General features: G+C 61.6%; 16 protein-coding genes. 3 read left to right on the forward strand and 13 right to left on the reverse strand.

Annotation, left to right across the window (positions count from 1 at the left end):
- Positions 1-4: 4 nt before the first annotated feature.
- The 10 genes from atpD to Pan216_RS19545 all read right to left on the reverse strand — a co-directional run bounded on the left by atpD (position 5) and on the right by Pan216_RS19545 (position 7789).
- A complete protein-coding gene (atpD, locus tag Pan216_RS19500; protein ID WP_145260512.1) occupies positions 5-1453 on the reverse strand; it encodes a F0F1 ATP synthase subunit beta in 1449 nt (482 codons plus the stop codon).
- A gap of 89 nt (positions 1454-1542) precedes the next feature.
- Positions 1543-2436 carry an ATP synthase F1 subunit gamma gene (gene atpG, locus Pan216_RS19505; protein WP_145260514.1) on the reverse strand — a complete coding sequence of 298 codons (894 nt, stop codon included), beginning with the start codon at positions 2434-2436 and terminating at the stop codon, positions 1543-1545.
- A gap of 19 nt (positions 2437-2455) precedes the next feature.
- Positions 2456-4006 (reverse strand): F0F1 ATP synthase subunit alpha, encoded by a 1551-nt coding sequence (gene atpA, locus Pan216_RS19510; RefSeq protein WP_145260515.1) that lies wholly within the window; start codon positions 4004-4006, stop codon positions 2456-2458.
- Positions 3987-4583 (reverse strand): ATP synthase F1 subunit delta, encoded by a 597-nt coding sequence (gene atpH / locus Pan216_RS19515; RefSeq protein ID WP_145260517.1) that lies wholly within the window; start codon positions 4581-4583, stop codon positions 3987-3989. The genes atpA and atpH overlap by 20 nt, the downstream gene beginning before the upstream one ends.
- Positions 4580-5107 carry a F0F1 ATP synthase subunit B gene (gene atpF / locus Pan216_RS19520; RefSeq protein ID WP_419193690.1) on the reverse strand — a complete coding sequence of 176 codons (528 nt, stop codon included), beginning with the start codon at positions 5105-5107 and terminating at the stop codon, positions 4580-4582. Before atpF (Pan216_RS19520) ends, atpH begins: the two co-directional genes overlap by 4 nt.
- A complete protein-coding gene (atpF, locus tag Pan216_RS19525; protein WP_145260521.1) occupies positions 5107-5829 on the reverse strand; it encodes a F0F1 ATP synthase subunit B in 723 nt (240 codons plus the stop codon). The genes atpF (Pan216_RS19520) and atpF (Pan216_RS19525) overlap by 1 nt, the downstream gene beginning before the upstream one ends.
- Before the next feature lie 34 nt (positions 5830-5863).
- Positions 5864-6190, reverse strand: coding sequence for an ATP synthase F0 subunit C (atpE, locus tag Pan216_RS19530; RefSeq protein WP_145260523.1), 327 nt, complete (start codon positions 6188-6190; stop codon positions 5864-5866).
- Positions 6191-6298: 108 nt separating this feature from the next.
- Positions 6299-7102 carry a F0F1 ATP synthase subunit A gene (gene atpB / locus Pan216_RS19535; RefSeq protein WP_419192750.1) on the reverse strand — a complete coding sequence of 268 codons (804 nt, stop codon included), beginning with the start codon at positions 7100-7102 and terminating at the stop codon, positions 6299-6301.
- A 44-nt stretch (positions 7103-7146) separates the two neighbouring features.
- Positions 7147-7497, reverse strand: a complete 351-nt coding sequence (locus Pan216_RS19540; RefSeq protein ID WP_145260532.1) for a hypothetical protein — start codon at positions 7495-7497, stop codon at positions 7147-7149.
- Positions 7498-7570: 73 nt separating this feature from the next.
- The gene (locus Pan216_RS19545; RefSeq protein WP_145260534.1) at positions 7571-7789 is read right to left on the reverse strand and encodes an AtpZ/AtpI family protein; all 219 of its coding nucleotides are present in this window, start codon (positions 7787-7789) and stop codon (positions 7571-7573) included.
- 670 nt (positions 7790-8459) lie between these two features.
- Here Pan216_RS19545 and Pan216_RS19550 point away from each other — a divergent pair.
- The gene (locus tag Pan216_RS19550; protein ID WP_419192751.1) at positions 8460-9833 is read left to right on the forward strand and encodes a DUF4912 domain-containing protein; all 1374 of its coding nucleotides are present in this window, start codon (positions 8460-8462) and stop codon (positions 9831-9833) included.
- A 421-nt stretch (positions 9834-10254) separates the two neighbouring features.
- Here Pan216_RS19550 and Pan216_RS19555 read toward each other — a convergent pair whose 3' ends face one another.
- Positions 10255-11355, reverse strand: a complete 1101-nt coding sequence (locus tag Pan216_RS19555) for a hypothetical protein (RefSeq protein WP_145260536.1) — start codon at positions 11353-11355, stop codon at positions 10255-10257.
- A gap of 342 nt (positions 11356-11697) precedes the next feature.
- On the opposite strand from Pan216_RS19555, the gene nadA reads away from it, so the two are divergent.
- Positions 11698-12816 (forward strand): quinolinate synthase NadA, encoded by a 1119-nt coding sequence (nadA, locus tag Pan216_RS19560; RefSeq protein WP_145260538.1) that lies wholly within the window; start codon positions 11698-11700, stop codon positions 12814-12816.
- Between the two features lie 149 nt (positions 12817-12965).
- Here the strand turns inward: nadA and Pan216_RS19565 are convergent, their stop codons facing one another.
- On the reverse strand, positions 12966-14123 hold the full coding sequence (locus Pan216_RS19565; RefSeq protein ID WP_145260540.1) for an acetyl-CoA C-acyltransferase: 1158 nt from the start codon (positions 14121-14123) through the stop codon (positions 12966-12968).
- A gap of 39 nt (positions 14124-14162) precedes the next feature.
- On the reverse strand, positions 14163-16316 hold the full coding sequence (locus tag Pan216_RS19570) for a 3-hydroxyacyl-CoA dehydrogenase NAD-binding domain-containing protein (protein WP_145260543.1): 2154 nt from the start codon (positions 16314-16316) through the stop codon (positions 14163-14165).
- Positions 16317-16661: 345 nt separating this feature from the next.
- On the opposite strand from Pan216_RS19570, the gene ftsH reads away from it, so the two are divergent.
- On the forward strand, positions 16662-18926 hold the full coding sequence (gene ftsH / locus Pan216_RS19575) for an ATP-dependent zinc metalloprotease FtsH (RefSeq protein WP_145260545.1): 2265 nt from the start codon (positions 16662-16664) through the stop codon (positions 18924-18926).
- The last annotated feature ends 161 nt before the right edge of the window (positions 18927-19087 follow it).

The following is a 19087-nucleotide window of genomic DNA, read 5'->3' on the forward strand; positions in this document are numbered from 1 at the left end:
CCGCTTAGTCTCCGTGGATCTTCTTGGCCTTCTCTTCCGCTTCCTCAACGGAGCCGACGTACATGAAGGCCGCTTCGGGCAGATGATCCCACTTGCCCTCGCAGATCTCCTTGAAGCTTCGGATCGTGTCGGCCAGCGGGGTGTACTTGCCGGGGAAGCCAGTGAAGACTTCCGCGACGAAGAAGGGCTGCGACAGGAAGCGTTCGATGCGGCGGGCGCGGTGAACGATCTGCTTGTCCTCTTCGTTCAACTCGTCGACACCCAGAATCGCGATGATGTCCTGAAGTTCGCGGTAACGTTGCAGGATCTTCTGCACCGCGAAGGCGACGTTGTAGTGTTCCTCGCCGACGATATCGGGAGCCAAGACGCGGCTGCTCGAAGCGAGCGGGTCGATGGCCGGGTAGATACCCTTTTCCGAGATCGACCGCTCGAGGTAAATGAACGCGTCGAGGTGGGTGAAGGTGTTGGCCGGAGCCGGGTCGGTCGGGTCGTCGGCCGGCACGTAGACCGCCTGGACCGAGGTGATGGCACCCTTCGACGTCGACGTGATTCGCTCTTGAAGATGGCCCATTTCGGTCGCCAGAGTCGGTTGGTAACCGACCGCACTCGGCATCCGGCCCAAAAGGGCGGAGACTTCCGAGCCGGCTTGCGAGAAGCGGAAAATGTTGTCGATGAAGAGGAGCGTGTCGGCCCCGGTGCTATCGCGGAACCACTCGGCCATCGTCAGCCCAGTGAGCGCGGCACGCAGACGGGCTCCCGGCGGCTCGTTCATCTGACCGAAGACCATGGCGGTCTTGGAGATGACGCTCCGCTCCTCGCCCGAGTCGTCCTTGAACATCGCCTCTTGCATTTCGAGCCAGAGGTCGTTGCCTTCACGAGTCCGCTCGCCGACGCCCGCGAAGACGGAGAAACCACCGTGCTGCTTCGCGATGCGGGAGATAAGCTCGGTCAGGATGACCGTCTTGCCGAGACCGGCACCGCCGAAGAGACCCGCCTTACCACCCCGAACGAACGGAACGAGGAGGTCGACAATCTTGATGCCGGTTTCGAAGAGTTCAGTCGAGGAGGCGAGGTCGACGAGAGCCGGGGGTTCCGCGTGGATGTTGCGGTACTCGTCGGCCTTGATGGGCTCGCCACCGTCGATCGTCTCGCCGAGCATGTTGAAGACTCGGCCGAGCGTTTCGTGACCCACCGGGACGTGAACCGCGGCCCCGGTGTCGACGACCTCCATGCCGCGTGCCAAGCCATCGGTCGAACCGAGAGCGATGCAGCGGACGCGGTTGCCACCGAGATGCTGGTGAACCTCGCCGACGAGGGAGAGGTGACCATTCTTCGTGTCGGTGTCGACTTTGACGGCGTTGTAGATCTGCGGGAGGTGACCTTCCTCGAACTCGGCGTCGAAGGTCGAGCCGATCACCTGAACTACCTTGCCGTGTTGAACTGCCGTTGCCATCTCGTTCTCGCTCGCTGGTCGTTGGGTTGCGTTATTGACGCGTCGCCTCTCTCGAGGCCCGTGGCACTTGTCCTCGTCGCGCGGCGGCGCTACTTAAGGGCCTCGGCCGTGCCGATAATCTCGGACAACTCGCTGGTAATCTGCGACTGTCTGGCCCGGTTGTATCTCATCGTCAGTCGTTTGATCAGGGAGTCGGCGTTTTCGGTCGCTCCCTTCATCGCCACCATCCGCGAGATCTGCTCGCTGACGGCCGCATCGAGAAAACACTTGAAGAGTTGGGCCTTGAACGACGCCGGCACCAACTCCGCGAGAATGTCTTCCGCCGAGGGAAGGAACTCGTACTCGACGGCGCCCTTGCCAGCCACCACCTTCTCAAGCTCCGACGGTTCCTCTTCCTCGTCAATCGCGGACATCGGCAAGAGCGTGACGACTTCCGCTTGCTGGCGTCCCGCACTAATAAAACGCGTGTACGCGACATCGAGCCGGTCGATGCGATGCTCGATGTAGTCGGCCATCAAGCGTTCGGCGATCGGCTCGACTTCGTCGAAGGCCGGCTTGTCGTCGAACTGGAGGTAGCGCTGCGTCATCGGAATCTGCTGATGCGTGAAGTAGCCGATTCCCCGCTTGCCCGCGACCTCCAAGTCGACCGAATGCGACTCGGTCAACTGGCGGTACTCAGCCGTCGCCGAACGCAGAACATTAGCGTTGTACCCACCGCAAAGGCCCCGATTGGAGGTGAGCGTTAACAGGACCGATTTCTCGGTCTTGGGATGCTCCTCAAGCAGCGGGTGATCGGCGGCGGCCCCCGAACGACTGAGGTCGGCGACAAGCTCACCGATCTTGCGCGTGTAAGCTTCCGCCTGGCTGGCGCGATCCATCGCCTTCTTGAAGCGAGCGGTCGCGATCAGTTCCATCGTCCGCGTGATCTTGCGGATGTTGCGGATCGCCTTACGGCGTTTGACAATCGCCCGAGTCTTTGCCATGTCTCTTTATTCGCTCGCGCTACGAACCCACGGTCTGCGTCTCCGAAGTGTGGGCATGCACCCATCGCTTGGAGAACTTCTCGCAAGAGGCCTTCAGGGCCGTTTCGACCTCGTCGGTGATCTTCTTCTGGTTCTCAAGCAGTTTGCGTGCCTCGACTTCTTCATCACGCATGAACTTGATGAACTCTTCTTCCCAACGGTGGACTTCGTTGCGATCAACGGTGTCGAGGTAGCCACGCGTACCGGCGAAGATGACCATGACCTGATCAAAGATGTCGAGCGGCTGATACTGCGGCTGCTTGAGCAACTCGACCATGCGGTAGCCACGATCGAGTTGGCTCTGCGTCGCTTTGTCGAGGTCGGTACCCAATTGGGCGAACGCTTCGAGCGAGCGGAAGGCCGCCATGTCGAGTCGCAAACTACCGGAGACCTTCTTCATCGCCCCAATCTGGGCGTTGCCGCCGACGCGCGAAACCGAGATACCGACGTCGATCGCCGGACGAACACCGGCGAAGAAGAGGTCCGGCACCAGGTAGATCTGACCGTCGGTGATCGAGATCACGTTGGTCGGGATGTACGCGGAGACCTCACCTTCGAGCGTTTCGACGATGGGAAGCGCGGTCATCGAACCGCCGCCGAGTTCGGCGGAGAGCTTCGCCGCCCGCTCAAGAAGGCGCGAGTGGCAATAGAAGATGTCACCCGGATAGGCTTCACGTCCCGGCGGACGACGCACGAGTAGCGACATTTGCCGGTAGGCGGCCGCCTGCTTCGAGAGGTCGTCATAGACACAGAGGGTATCCTGACCCTTTTCGTACATGAAGTACTCGGCCATCGCCGCCCCGGCGTAGGGAGCGAAGTACTGTAGTGGAGCGGGGTCGGACGATCCGGCGACAACCACGATCGTGTAGTCCATCGCGCCGTGGCTCTGAAGCACCTCGATCACCTGGGCGACCGAGGACTCCTTCTGACCGACCGCGACGTAGACGCAGATGCAGTCCTTACCCTTTTGGTTGATGATCGTGTCAATCGCGATCGTCGTCTTGCCCGTTTTTCGGTCACCAATGATCAACTCACGTTGACCGCGACCGATCGGCGTCATGGCGTCGATAGCCTTGATACCGGTTTGCAACGGGACCTTAACCGGTTGCCGTTCGGCGACGCCGGGAGCGTTCGACTCCAGGGCGCGGCGATGCGGGGTCGAGATCGGCCCCTTGCCGTCGAGCGGCTCGCCGATCGCGTTGACGACGCGACCGACCATCGCCTCGCCGACCGGGACTTCGAGGAGAGCTCCGAGAGCCTTGACCGTCATCCCTTCCCGAATGTGGGAGTCCTCACCGAGGACGATGATGCTCACGGAGTTCTCTTCGAGGTTGAAGCAAAGTCCGCGGGTCGCGTGCCCGTCGTCGAACTCGACCATCTCCCCGGCCATGGCGCTGTTGAGCCCAAAGACCCGAGCGATGCCGTCACCGACTTCCATCACGGTGCCGACTTCGGCGACGTCGAGATGCGTTTTGTACTGCTCGATCTCCCGTTGGACGATCGAGGAGATCTCATCCGCCTTGAATCTCATGTGCGTGTCTCGTCAGGATTCGTTCGCGTAACTCTTTCATGTTCGTGCGGACGGAACGGTCGTAGACCGTATCGCCGACGCGGAAGACGAGCCCACCCAGAAGTTCGGGATCGACTTCCACCTTGAGATCGGGTTCAAAGCCGAACTTGGCCTGAACCATCTGCCTCAGCTCTTGCTCTTGATCGTCGTCGAGCGGGACCGCCGAGCGAACCTCGACCGGAACGCGCCCCTGACTTTCGTTCCACAACTCCTCCAGGCGAATCAAGATCGCCCGGACGATCCCCAAGCGATCATTCTCGTTGAGGGTGCGCAGAAAGTTGAGCAGCAGTGGACTGGCCTGCTCGGCGAAGACCTTTTCCACCAACTCCCAGCGTCGTTGACGACTGATCGAGGTGGTTTGAAAAAAGATGTCGAGGTTGGGATGCTTGTCCAGGACGTCATGAACGAGGGATTGAAACTCCTCGTGGAAGTCCTGGGCGATGCCATCCTTGACCGCGAGTTCCCAGACCGCCTTGGCGTAGACCTTAGCGAGTTGCAACTCCTCGGGACTGGGCTGCTTGGAAGCGAAGTCGCTCACGCCACCCTCCCTTCGGACTGTCCAATGTCGGTGATCGCCTCGGCGATCAGACGCCGTTGGTCATCGTGAGAGAGCTTGGCTTGCAAGATCTTCTCCGCCGTCTCGGTTGCCAAGCTCGCGGTCGTTCCCCACAATTCGGCGATCGCGGCCTGCTCGGCCAAACGGATTTCCCGCTGCGAACGATTGCTCATCCGATCGGCTTCCGCTTGGGCACGTTCGAGGAACTCCTTGTGCATTTGTTCGGCGTCAAGCTGCGCTTCAGCGAGAAGTTCCGCCGCCTCGTCGCGGGCCAACGCCTGTCGACGTCGGAGTTCCGCCATGAGCCGCTTGGTTTCCGCCTCCGCCAATTCCGCTTGGTGGAGACTCGCCTCGGTTTGCGTTTGACGTCGCTTGAGAGCGTCGAGGATGGGATTGACGGCCGTCGAGCCGAGCAGACAGGCGAGGATCACGAAGACGACACCTGACCACAGGGCCAAGTCGAGCGCCAGGAGGTAGTCGCCACCGCCGCTACTTGCGAAGAGCATCAAGAGTCGCCCTCCCCGACCAAGTGCTGATACTCATCGGGATTGATGTCCTGACCGATCAGCTTCCCAGCCATTCCCGCGGCCAATCGCGAGGCAGAATCCCGAATCTCGCCAAGGGCGGTCGTTTTCTGGGATTCGATCTCCTCGCGGGCCTCTTGCTGAGCCTTCTCGGTCGATGCCCGAGCTTCGGCGAGCAACGCATCGCTCTCGTGAGCCGCCTTTTCACGGGCTTGCTCCAAGAGCTCGCGTGCTTGCTCGTGCGCCTTTCCAAGTATGTCCTCTTGCTCGTCCAGCAACCGCTGCGCTTCGGCCCGGACCCGTTCCGCCGACGACGCCGCGTCGGCGATCTTTTGCTCGCGCTCGTTCATCGTGCGGAGCACCGGCTTCCAGACCAGTGGCCCCAGGATGAGGTTGAGCACGATGAAGATCAGCACCGTCCACACGAAGAGGTACGGGCTGGGATCGAGAAACTCCGTCATCTCCCCGAGCATGGGCAGATGGGGCTTGCCGTGCAACGTCCGCTGGTGTCCGGCCGAACCGTGGCCCTCGCCACTTTCCTCGGCAGCGCCGCCATGCTCGGCGGCAACTCCCTCTTCGGGAGGGTGCTCCGTCTCCGCGGCCAGGGCGGGCGAGGCCCCGAACAGCAGGAGCGCCATCACGATCCCGCGGATCGAGAGTCGACCGAGCGACCCGCGGTTCGGCAAAGTGTCGGAAAGAAACATGTTGGCCACCATCGTGCCAGAACTACCCAACGCCTTAGGAGAGGGCGATCAAGATACAGACGATCAAGGCGAAGAAGGTAACACCTTCGATCAGAGCCGCCGCGATGATCATCGCCGTCGAGATCTGCGCCGCCACTTCCGGCTGGCGCGCCATGCTCTCGACCGCGCGAGCGCCGATCGTCGAGATGCCGTAAGCGGCTCCCACGATCGTGAGGGCGGCACCGATGCCGGCACCGAACGCGGTGCTCTTGACCAAGCCGGCGAAGCCGCCTTCCTCAACTGATTCCTGGGCCATCGCGGGGGTAGCCATCGCCAAGACGACGACCGCGACAACGAGAAAGATTCCCCATGCTCTCGACATTCTGACCGCTCCTTAACGGACGTCCGATCGTCGACACTGACGACCGGGAAAAATTCTTTACCCTGAAGAAACCAACACTTCCCGACAAGAGTCCCTTCGACGCTCGGCTTAGTGGTGATGACTCACCGCGTCACCGATGAACAGACTCGACAGGAAGGTAAAGATGTACGCTTGAAGAAAAGCGACGAACAGTTCCAGCAAACTGATCGCCACCGTACCCAACACCGACGCGGGCGTCACCAACAGATTCATCAGGCTCGCGCCCGTCATCTCGATGAACCCGAGAATCACGAACAACACGGTGTGCCCCGCCATCATGTTGACGAAGAGACGAAAGGCAAGCATGATCGGCTTGACGGTGTGACCAATGGCTTCGACCGGACCGAGGATAAAGTAGACCGGCCACGGCACTTTCGGGACGATTCCCGCCACGTAGCCGACCGGACCCTTGGCGATGATGCCACTGGTGTGAATGTAAATGAACGTGCACGCCGCCAAGCCGAAAGTACAGCCGAGCGCTCCGGTCGGGGAACCCATCCAAGGGATCATCCCGAAGAGATTCATGCCCAAGATAAAGAAGAAGAGGGACCAGAGGTAGGGAACGTGCTTATCGGCGTCGTGCCCGATGGTGACCCGCGCGATATTGTCGCGAACGTACCCCATCATCGCTTCGATCAAGTTGGCGAGCCATCCCTTGGCATAGCCGTTGCGGCGAAGATTCCATCCCACCACGAACATGAGCAAGAGCATCAGACCGGCGACGACCAGTTCGATGAACATGAACTTGGTCAGACCGGGGAAGTAGAGATCGACATCGGGACCGCCGAAGACCTTCTCGGACGTCCACTCGTGGACGTTGAACGCGCTGTTTCCAGGAAAATGGAACTCATCGCTATCCAGCGAGTGTTCCATCGGATTTACCTGTGAGCCTTCACCGGCCATCGCAGTTCCTTCGGTTACCGCTCGTCCACTGTTGAGAGAGCCAACTGGCCCCGTGCGTCGCGGAAGAGATAGAGCATCCAAGCAACTTCCACGGCCAGAGTCAGCATATAAGTCACGACCAACCAGGCGACAAAACTAAGAGAACGAAACTCCTCGGGAGCGAGAAACAAGAGAAAGATCGTCGCCGACAGCGCGAAAACCATGCGAGCGAACATCGCTCCCAAGGAAGCCGCCATCTGCCACAGCGGACCTCGCGGCGCCGCGATGTAGGTCAGCACCATCGTCACAAGGAGCATCGGAAGGCAAACAAACACCGCGGCGAGCAAACGAACGAGTTCCGAGCCCCCACCCAGAACCCAGACCACCAGCGCGATCACGCCTAGCGCTGGCAGCGCAAGGCTCCACCGCGTGAACGAACAATCGGTTGGCAGTCTTCCGTCAGGAATCATCCCGTTGTTGCTTTGGTGGTAGGTCTCCCTGGCGAGGAGAGACGGTGACGTTGCGAATCAAGTGATAGAGCGAGGCTGCGCCGCCAACGACACACCCTCCGACCAAGACCCAGGGACTCGTCCCGGCGACATGGTCGATCCAGAGCCCGAGCAAGATGTAGGCGACCAACTCGCCGGTGAACTGCGAGGCGTGGGCGAGGTAAGCCATGCCGCCTTGTTTGCGGACCGACTCGGCTCGCTCGTTATCCCCATCCGTTTTTCCGGCCGTGCCACCTCTCCGTCACTAGGCCCACGGAACCCATGGACTTGCTATGCCTCCCAGGAAGGGATGTCAAATGGGTCTTGTGAATTTTTTCTCAAACTCCGGAAGGGCCCGCAAACTCGACCACGCTCGCCGAGCTTGCCCAGAAGGTGGACACGCGAACACCTCTTGGCCGGTGGCAAGCTGAGATGTCGTGGCAAGGCGAAGGGATCGTGTCTATTCCCAATGCAACGCTGGCGACGAATGCAAGGCCGAAGTGACAATTTCGCGTTGACAGTTTGGACACCCAGTTGTTACTATTTCGAACAGTCTGGCGGTCACGAATCAAACTCCCTTCAAGAGGTTCCGCGACCAACCTTCTTACGGTGAATGGATCATTCGCCGGTGGGTCGCCGCGACCAGTAGAAGAGACACATCAGGGCAACCGGACAGCATCCAACCCGTAATGTCATGGATGTCAGGGTTGGGCCTCCACCTTTTTGATCTCAGTAACGGTCAAGGAAGACGTTCAGCAAGCTGCTGGTGACCTTCGAGCGCGCCGTGGGGTCGGTCGCTTGAGCACGAGCACCCATGTGTCGCCCTCCGAAACAGTTACATTGCCGGTCGGAGCCCCGCAATGACCTATGATGAGCTCGAGAACAAATCCAAGGCTGAGCTCGTTGAGCTCGCCAAGACTCACGAGTTACATGGCATTCATAAACAAACGAAGAAGCAGCTTGTCGAGGCGCTAACCGCGGTTGTTAGCAAGTCGCGACGACGGTCGAACTCGGCTGCCTCTTCGTCGAAGCCGTCGACTCCATCGAAAGGCGCCCGGCCCGCCGCGGAGCGAGCGACCAACTCCTCGACGACCGACCTATCGGGTCGGACGAAGAAGGAGCTACTGTCACTCGCCCGTCAGCAAGGTCTCTCGGGAGCGAGCGCCATGTCGAAGGAAGAACTCGCCGAGAGCTTGGCGAAGCGGCAGCGAAAGTCGCCACCACCGGCCAAAAAGCCGGCCGCCGCGGCCAAGGAGCCCGGCAAACGGACGGCCAAACGTCGCAAGAAGTCAAGTGACGTCGTCACCGCGGCCGCCCGCCGGACCAACGGTGCCAGCACTTCCCTCGAGCAACAAGTCGGTCGCTCGAAATACTGTGCCGGCGTCCCGACCCGCGACTTGGCTCGCAACGCCCCCAAGGACATGCCCCAGGGATACGGCCGCGACCGCATCGTCGCGATGGTCCGCGATCCCTATTGGCTGCACGTCTACTGGGAACTGACCCGTCAGGCGGTCGCTCGCACCGAACGGGCCCTCGGCAAGGACTGGTACGGCGCCAAGCCGATCTTGCGACTGCTCGATGTCAGCAGTGAAGACACCACCGGCACGGCCGAGCGACATGTTCGTGACATCGACATTCACGGCGGCGTGAGCAACTGGTACATCGACGTCCAAGATCCGCCCAATTCCTACCGGATCGACATCGGCTACCTGACGCGCAACGGTCGATTCCTGGCCCTGGCGCGTTCGAACGTCGTCACGACACCCGAGGCCGCCGTCAGCGATGAGCTCGACGCGAATTGGTCCTCCGTTCAGGAGCACGCCGAACGCATCTACGCGATGTCGGGTGGTTACAACCCCGACTCCCAGAGTTCGGCCCTCAAGGATCTTTTCGAGGAGCGTCTCCGTCGTCCCATGAGTTCGGGCAGCTTGGTCAACTACAGCTCCGGGGCGTTGGCCTACGAGGAACGCGAGTCGTTCCAGTTCTCCATGGACGCCGAGTTGATCGTCTACGGCCGCAGCGCTCACAACGCCAAGGTCACCCTGCAGGGCCAACCGATCCAGTTGCGGGAGGACGGTACCTTCACGCTGCGGTTCGCGCTGCCCGAAGGACGCCAGATCATCCCCGCGGTCGCCCAAACCGCCGACGGCGCCGAGGAACGGACGATCATTTTGGCCGTCGAACGCAACACCAAGGAACTCGAGCCGATGACCAACGACGGTCAAGACTTCTAGCAGCCCGTTGATCGATTCGCTGCCGGCTGCGAACGGCTCTCTTGACCAATCTCGGCGTTGAAAAACCTCGACGAATCTACCGATTCGCCTGCGTTTTTCCTCCCTGATCTTGGCCAACATGGCTCGTTCTCGCCTTGGCCCGCTTGAATCAACGGACCACTAGGCTTCGTCTCAAAAGTTGATCGTCGGCCCGAGGCACAGCGAGTTGGTGGGGGACGAGGAGGTCGAAACAGGCGAATCCGTTGGATTCGTCGATGCAGACCGACAAAGTCCCGCGGCAACGTAGCCAGCCGAAGCCAGAGCCGACTTTTGAGACGGAGCCTAGTGCTCGGTGGCGAAACCAAACGTTCGAACGCGCCCTCGGTGGTGAGCCGAGGGCGTTTCGCGTTTTTGCCAGCGTTCCGACCCGCCTCCGCTGTCCCTATTGGCCCCTCGCGGGGGCTGTGATCGTGATCTTCTCGTCCGTCACCTGGTACCCATACTTCTTCCCAATCGCCAGCCGCAAGAGATCCTCGACCGAGTTCGCCTCTCCCACGTAGGAGATGCGGTCCCGCGAACTCATGCCCGCCGCCTCGAGTGACTTCTCGTCCAGTTCGACCTCGCGTTCCGCGACTTTCGACAACTGCCGGGCGAAATTCTCCAGGGTGGTGTTTCGCATCGAGACCCGAATGCGCTCGCTTGCGCTGGGTGTCGTCCTTCTTCCCCGGCTCCGAGGTGCCGGCCCCCGGTCGATTGCGACTTGGGTCTCAAGCTGACGCAGCGGCAACCATGACCCCGTCGCCACCAGCGTGGAGCCTTTCGCTTCCAACAAGACTCCTGGGAACATCTGGGAATAGCGCTTCGTCAGTGCTCGTGCCTGCCCTCGAGGCAACCGGATCCGCCGCTCGAGGTTGGGCGATTCCGGCAGATCGACGATGTCGAGCTTCTGCTTGCTCACTTCGAGGGTCCGATCGTTCTGGGCGAGAAGGACCAACAATGCGTCGAGAGGAAGGATGTCTTTCACTTCATCCCCCTCGAGTTTCTCCTCGAGCCCCGACGGCACGGTCAGGGGCAACTCCGAATCCTTGACGATCTGCTCGATTCTCGAACCAACCGTCGCTCCTTGTTCCCAACGGACATCGACCCGGGGAAGGTTGCCGAGCTTTCGGGGCAACTCCTCCTCGAGCAACGCGGCGGCGGTCGCGGCTCGATCGGCGGTTTGTTCGGGAGCGATGTAGACGACATCACCAATGAGCACGGCGTTTCCACCGGCGATCTGGGCCGCCATGTCGAAAACCTTCTCGAGCGGATGGTTCTCGAGTTTGCCGTAGATCGGACAGGCGCGATCGATGCGGCGATCGATCACCAAATTGAGGCCTTGCTGCTTGGCCAACCCGCGAAGCGCTCGTTCAACGGGCTGCTCGCTCCAGTCGACCGTCATGCGCTGGCGCAAGGCCTCATCGCGAGCCCGACCGCTCAGGGGCCCCTCCTCCGCCTGGAGTGTCGCGACGAGCATCAAGCAGCAGAGGAGAGCATGACTCATGGTGTTGGTCCTATCCTAACTAGCGGCGAACGAACGATGCTGACGGCGGGGAGAGTTGCCTCAGGATGGCCTCCGCGCGACGTTCACCCGCAGGGAGAATCCCACGGGTTCGCTCCACAAGCATCGCGGGAGTGGCCCCTTGGAGCTATTCCCCATGGTGCCTATTATGAGTGCAAGGAAATGGGGTCTGCAAACCGGCTTTCTCGACTCTGACGAAATTGGCCGCGCGACGGGCCAATCCTCCTTTCCTGCCGCTGACGGGCGCGTGTTTGGTAGCGAGAGCATGCGACTGGGCGCGTTCGTGGCCTTCTCCCCCAACAACACGGAAGACGACAACCGACCATGGTGATCGACCTCCTAGCTCAACCCGACGGCGCCGCCGTGCGGCAATTGGAACCTTACCACCGCGTCCCCGAGGGGGACTTGCGGGAGCGCATCGGCGCGGCTCGCGAGCGGCTCGGCGACTCGCTGCTGGTTCTCGGCCATCACTACCAAAAGGATGAGGTGATTGAGTTCGCCGATTTGCGTGGCGACAGCCTCAAGCTGAGCCAGTTGGCGGCGGAGAGCCGGGCGTGCCGTCACGTCATCTTCTGCGGCGTCCATTTCATGGCCGAAACGGCCGACATGCTGACCGCCGACGACGTCGAGGTCATCCTTCCCGACATGGCGGCCGGTTGCTCGATGGCGGACATGGCGGACATCGACCAAGTCGAGGCCTGCTGGGAAGAGCTTGGCGAGGTCGTCGACACCAGCGAGATCACGCCGGTCACGTACATCAACTCCACCGCCGCCCTCAAGGCCTTTTGTGGACGTCACGGCGGTGTCGTCTGCACCAGCGGCAATGCCGAGAGGGTTCTCCGTTGGGCGTTCGGGCAACGCAAGCGCGTCCTCTTCTTCCCCGATCAACACCTCGGCCGCAACACCGCCAAAGCGATGGGCGTCCCGCTCTCGCGGATGAAGGTGTGGGACCCCGCGCTTCCCCTAGGCGGAAACAACGAAGGGGAACTCGCCGAGACGACGGTCTATTTGTGGAAGGGTTGGTGTAGCGTTCACCAGATGTTCAAGCCGGAGCACATCGATCTCTTTCGAGGCCGTGATCCGGAGATGAAGATCCTGGTTCATCCCGAATGTCCGATGGAGGTCGTCGACCGGGCGGACATCATCGGCAGTACCGAGAGGATCATCAACACGGTCGCTGCCGCCCCCGCCGGCTCGAAGTGGGCGATTGGCACCGAGCTTCATCTCGTCAATCGTCTCAAGCAGGAGCATCCCGAGCAGACGATCCACTTTCTCTCGCCCATGGTGTGCATGTGCGCGACGATGTATCGGATCGATCTTCCCCATCTGTGTTGGGCGATGGAGAACCTCGTCGACGGAGTCGTGGTCAATCGCATCAAGGTCGATGGGGAGACGACCGAAAAGGGCCTTCTCGCCTTGCAACGGATGCTCGATCTCTCCTAGCAGCCCGTTGATCTATTCGCTGCCCGCTTGGATCAACGGACTGCTAGTGCACTGGTCCATCTGACTTTTGGGGGCGTCCCTAACTGCTTGTCAGCCAGTGCCAAAGGGTTGGAGTTGCACCAACGCCAACTTCAAGTTGGAGCGGAGCACTAGCAGGCTTCCAGGATGGTGGCCACGCCCTGCCCTTGGCCGACGCAGAGCGTGACCAAGCCGTATCGAGCCTCCTCGGCCTTCAACCGGTGCAAGAGCGTCGTCGTGATCCGGGCCCCGGTCGCCCCCAAGGGATGCCCCAGGGCGATCGCCCCTCCTCGACGATTGACGCGTTCCTCGTCGATGCCCAAGAGCTTGAGCACCGAAAGGACTTGAGCCGCGAAGGCCTCGTTGATTTCGATCGCCTGCATGTCGTCGAGCGTGAGTCCCGCCCGCTTGAGTGCCTTGGTCACCGCCGGCACCGGGCCGATCCCCATCTCCTCGGGAGCGACCCCCGCGACCGCCATGGCCCGAATCCGAGCCATTGGCTTGAGTCCCAGTTCCTTCGCCCGATCCTCGGACATGACCAACAGCGCCGCGGCACCGACGCTGAGCTGAGAACTGCTCCCCGCAGTCACGGTTCCCGACGCCGGATCGAACGCGGGCGGCAACGCTCCGAGCGCCTCCATGCTCGTTTCGCGGCGAATCCCCTGATCGACGAGGAGTTCGACCTTGCGGCCATCTTCGTCCCGTCCCCAGGTCGGAACGATCTCGCTCTCGAAGTCCCCCTTGTCGGTCGCCTCCCCGGCGAGTTGATGACTTCGCAACGAGAACGCGTCCTGTTGTTCGCGGCCGATGCGATACTTGCGGGCGAGATACTCCGCCGTCAGCCCCATGTGCATGATCCCTTCTCCATGCCCACGAAAGAGCAACGGACTCGGATCGTAGTCCTTGGTCATCGGGATATGCTGCATGTGCTCGACGCCACCGCAGATCTGCACGTCCTCACAGCCGGCGGCGATGCTCATGGCGGCATCGTTGATCGCTTGCAGACTCGAAGCGCAGTTGCGGTTGATCGTGACGCCGCCCGTTTCCACCGGCAAGTCGGCCATCAGTCCGATCACTCGGGCGATGTCGAAGCCTTGCTCCCCTTGCTGCTGAACGCATCCCCAACGGATGTCCTCGACCAGCTTGGGATCGACGCCAGTCCGACGCATGAGTTGCCGAACGAGCCCCGCGGAGAGTTCATCAGCCCGCACATCGCGGAAGTAGCCCTTCTCCGCCGACGCTCGAGCCATCGGCGTCCGGATCGCGTCGATGATGACGGCATGTCGCATTTCGCTGCTCCTCTCTTTGGATCGTGCCCGGAGGGGCCATCACCCGCTCCGCTTGGGCAAGGGGTAAAAGCGGCCACCCGTCCGTGCCAATTCGCGTAGGGTATCGGTCGGCTCGAATCGCTTGCCAAGCCCTTCGAGACGCTCCACGCGAGCGAGGATCTCCCCGGCACCGACGGTGTCGCACCAGCGGAGAATGCCCCCCTTGGTCGGCGGGAAACCGGTTCCCAGAATGAGCCCCATGTCGACGTCGCCCGGTTCGCGAACGATCTCCTCCTCCAGGGCCCGCGTCGCCTCGAGCAACATGGGGAGGAAGAGCCGATCGGTCATTTCCTCGGGCGCGAAGCTCTTCTGAGCGAGTTGGTGCCGCTCGCGAATGGCTTCGACACCGGCATCGGCCGAGGGCTTTCGTTTTCTTCCCTCATGCTTGCGGAAGCCGCGTCCCGTCTTCTGGCCAAGATGGCCCGCCTTGACCAAGTCGGCCAAGACGTCGAGCTTCACCGAACGGTCGGGGTAGGCCTGGTTCATCACGCCCGACGCGTAGAACGCGGTATCGAGTCCCACGACATCGTGCAACAGGAACGGCCCCATCGGCATCCCGAAGGAGGTCGCGCAGCGGTCGACGTCGTCCATCGCCGCCCCTTCGAGCCAGAGCAAGACCGCCTCGCTCAAATAGGGGAACAGGACACGATTGACGAGGAAGCCGGCACAGTCGCGGACCACGATCGGCGTCTTCTTAATCCGCTTGGCCAACGCGACAATGGTCGCGACCGTCTGGTCCGAGGTCTCCTTTCCGCGAATGACTTCGACCAAGGCCATCCGGTCGACCGGATTGAAAAAGTGCATGCCGACGAACCGCTCGGGGCTCGGGGCCGATTCGGCCAGCGTCGAGATCGCGATCGTCGAGGTATTGCTCGCGAGGATGGTGTTCGGCCCCAGGTGCTGCTTCATCCGTTGGTAGAGTTCGCGTTTGACCTCTTCCCGCTCCACCACGGCCTCGATCACGACATCACTGCCGGCGACATTGGCCGGGGTGGTCGAGGTCGACAGGAGCGCGAGGGCCGATGCCATGTCCTCGGGTGTTGCCCGACCAATGCGGATGCGACTGGCGATCACTTCCTGAATCCGGCCGAGTCCAGCTCCGAGAGCTTTCTCCTCGACATCGACCATCGTCGTCGGCAATCCGCGGCGGGCACAGGCGGCGGCGATCCCCGAGCCCATGAGCCCCGCCCCCACGACACCGACTCGTGAAACCTTCTCCGGAATGACCCCTTCCGCATCCACGCCGATGTCTCGTTGAAGCCGCTTGTCCATGAAGAAGATCGCCATCAAATTGGCCGCGATGGGCGATTCGATCAGCCCGAGAAAGGCGTCGCGTTCGACAGCGAACCCTTGGTCGAGATCGCCCTGAGCACCTTCCCGGATCGCTCCCAGAGCCGCGAGGGGAGCCGGGAATTGTCCCTTGGTCTTCTGAAGTACTCCCCCTTCGGCGGTGGCGAACATGAAGGCGGCGGCGTCGGGGCAGAGACGAATCGGCCCACGCCTTTCCTCCCGCCGTTGTTTCCACTCGTCACTCGACCGGAGCATCTCGAGGACGCGAAGTCCTTCGTCGAGCAATCTCTCCGAAGGGACCGCATCGAAAACGATCCCCAACTCGGCGGCGGTCGCCGCGTCGACAGGGTCGCCGGAGCAGATCATCTCGATCGCCTTGGGCGGACCGATCAGCCGCGGCAGACGCTGCGTCCCTCCCCACCCGGGGAGGATTCCCAGCTTTGTCTCGGGCAGTCCGATCGACGTTCCACCGTCGCTGCTGGCGATCCGTTCGTCAAACGCGAGGACGAGTTCCGTCCCGCCGCCCATGCAGGCGCCGTCGATCAACGCGATCGTCGGGAACGGGAGCTTGCTGATTTGGTCGAAGAGCGACTGCCCCAGGGAGGTAAGCTCCTTGATCTCTTTGGGGGTCGCGAGGGGAAGCTGCGCAAGTTCGCGGAGGTCGGCGCCGGCGATGAACTGGCCCGGCTTGCGACTCCGAAAGATCAACCCCTCGAGATCGTCGCGGTCCCGCAGTTGCGAAAGATGTTGGGCGAGTTCGGCGAGCACGGCGCGTGACAAGGTGTTGACCTTGCTGCCGGGAACGTCGAATTCGACGAGCAGCGTGTCATCGGCGGCGTGACTGACGTGAAACGCGGAGGTCATGGATTCCCCCATTCTTTAGGACAGCCGGCCCTGGATCAGAGCGCCGACAGGCATTGGGATGGACATGGCCCTCGGAGAGGCGTTCGATGTGTCGATGAGAAACGGGCCCCAACCCACCTCCCGGAGTGGCGCGACGCCAATGCGACGTCTGTTCTCATTGTACGTTCCAGAGCGCGTTCACGACGGGGAATTGCCACCATGAAGAGGCAGATCGGGGCCGAGCCGCGTCCACTTCAAACGACGTTTCGGTCGCGGTGACAGCAACTTGCGTCAAGTGGCGATTGGCGGCGTTGCAAAAACTCATAAGCCAACGCTGGCAAACGGACAGCCAAGGGGATCGAGAGCGTGGCAGACCCGAATCGAAGTAGCACCAACAACCGCCCACCCAAGCCCAAGGACTCCAAGGGGGATGCCAAACGCGACGCCAATCCCTACGCTGGCGGCGATCAGACTCCGCCCAACTGGCGGTTCTGGATCTGGTACGCGGTCGCGACCCTGCTGCTTCTTTGGTGGTGGCAAGAGTCGTTCCACCAGATGCAAGTCAAGGAAATCCCCTACAGCCAGTTCAAAGCCTACCTCGCCAAGGGCGAAGTGACGAAGGTGGAGATTCGTCCCGAAACGATCTTCGGTCTCGTCATCCCCAAGACGGCCGACAAATCGACGGACGGCGACACCACGAAGAACAAGGACGACAAGACCGCCAAGGGCGACGAAGCCAACAAAGCCGACGAAGCGAAGTCGACCGCCAAGAACACGACAAAACCGCAGCCACCACGCGATCTACCGGCCACCGCCAAGGAAAAGACCGAGAAGACGTCATCCGTCACCGACAAGGAAGCGTCCAAAGAGGCATCCGAGAAACCAGCCTCCAAGACCGATGACAAAACCAAGTCAGCCGCCAAGCCGAAGGAGAAATCGACCGACAGCATCTTCGGCATCAGCCCCCAATCAGAGACCTTCGACGGGAAGAAAGTCGTCCCGGGAGAGTTCGAGTTCGTCACCGTCCGCGTCGACGATCCTCAGCTCGTCGAGGAATTGGAGAAACAGGGCGTCGACTTCGAGGGAGAGCGAACCGGCTTCCTGACCTACTTCCTTTGGTACTGGCTCCTTCCCATCGTCGTGATGCTGCTCATCTGGTCCTTTCTCATCCGCCGCATGGGGATGGCCGGTCAATCGTTGCTCAACGTCACCCAGAGCAAAGCCCGCATGGTGGTCGACCAGCAGACGGGCGTCACCTTTGGGGATGTCGCCGGTTGTGACGAGGCCAAGGCCGAACTGACCGAAGTGGTCGACTTCCTGAGCAATCCCGAACGCTATGAACTGCTGGGAGCGAAGATTCCCAAGGGCGTGCTCCTGGTCGGCCCGCCGGGCACGGGCAAGACGCTGCTCGCTCGCGCCGTGGCGGGAGAGGCGAACGTTCCCTTCTTCCAACTCAGCGGTAGCGACTTCGTTGAGATGTTCGTCGGCGTCGGCGCCGCCCGCGTTCGCGACCTCTTCCAGCAAGGCAAACGCCACGCCCCGTGCATCATCTTTATTGACGAGCTCGACGCCATCGGCCGCCAGCGTGGTGTGCATGTCGGCGCCGTCAACGACGAACGGGAACAGACCCTCAACCAGTTACTCGTCGAGATGGACGGTTTCGACGCCAACGTCGGGGTGATCATTCTCGCGGCCACCAACCGTCCGGAAGTCCTCGATGCGGCCCTCTTGCGGCCCGGACGCTTTGATCGCCAGGTACTCGTCGATGCTCCCGATATCGATGGTCGCGAAGCGATCCTCAAGGTCCATAGCCGAAACAAGAAGATCGCCGAGGATGTCGATCTGCGCCGCGTCGCGCAGGCCACGCCGCGCTATTCCGGTGCCGATCTGGCGAACGTGATGAACGAGGCCGCGCTGCTCGCCGCTCGATTCAACCACGAGGCGATCACGCAAGGCGACTTGCTCGAAGCGGTCGAAAAGGTGCTCGCGGGCCCCGAACGCCGCAGCCGTCGGCTCCTCGAGGAAGAGCGCAAACGCGTCGCCTACCACGAAGCGGGTCATGCCCTCGTCGCCCATTTCCTTCCTCACTCCGACCCGCTACACAAAATCTCGATCGTCCCGCGCGGCAAGGCGGCTCTCGGCTACACCATGCATGTGGCCGCGGACGATCAGTTCCTCATGACCCGCTCGGCGCTAGTCGATCGGATCAAGGGACTGCTCGGTGGTCGCGCGGCCGAACAGGTCGTCTTCGGCGAGGTTTCCACCGGCGCCCAAAACGACCTCGAACGGGCCACCGCGATGGCCCAGCAGATGGTCTGCATGTACGGCATGAGCGAGTCGGTCGGACTCAACCATGTCGCCCAAAAGCAGGGAGCGGAATTCCTCGGCGACGGCGCCTATCAACGCCAGTGCAGCCCAGAGACCTCACGCGAAATCGATGAAGAGATCAAGAGACTCCTCGATCAGTCGTACCACGACGCCGTCCACATCCTCTCCGAGCATCGCGAGCAGCTCGAGAAGGTAAGCCAGTTCCTCCTCGAGAAGGAGACGATGGAGTCGGACGAGTTCATTGAACGGGTCGGCTCCCGTCCGGCCAGCGAGGCGCTCGATCCCGACGAGAGCGACTCCTAGGCTTTGTCAAGACCCAACGTTGGGTGCCACTGGCTGCTTGCCAGCCAATGAGAACGAGTTGTGCCACCGTCAATCCGAGCTTGGACGTTTGACAGTGCAATAGTGCTCTGTTCCAACCTGAAGTTGGTGTGGACCAAACCTATTGGCACTGGCTGATAAGC

The organism is Kolteria novifilia (assembly GCA_007748055.1).
GTDB classification, from domain to species: Bacteria; Planctomycetota; Planctomycetia; order Kolteriales; family Kolteriaceae; genus Kolteria; species Kolteria novifilia.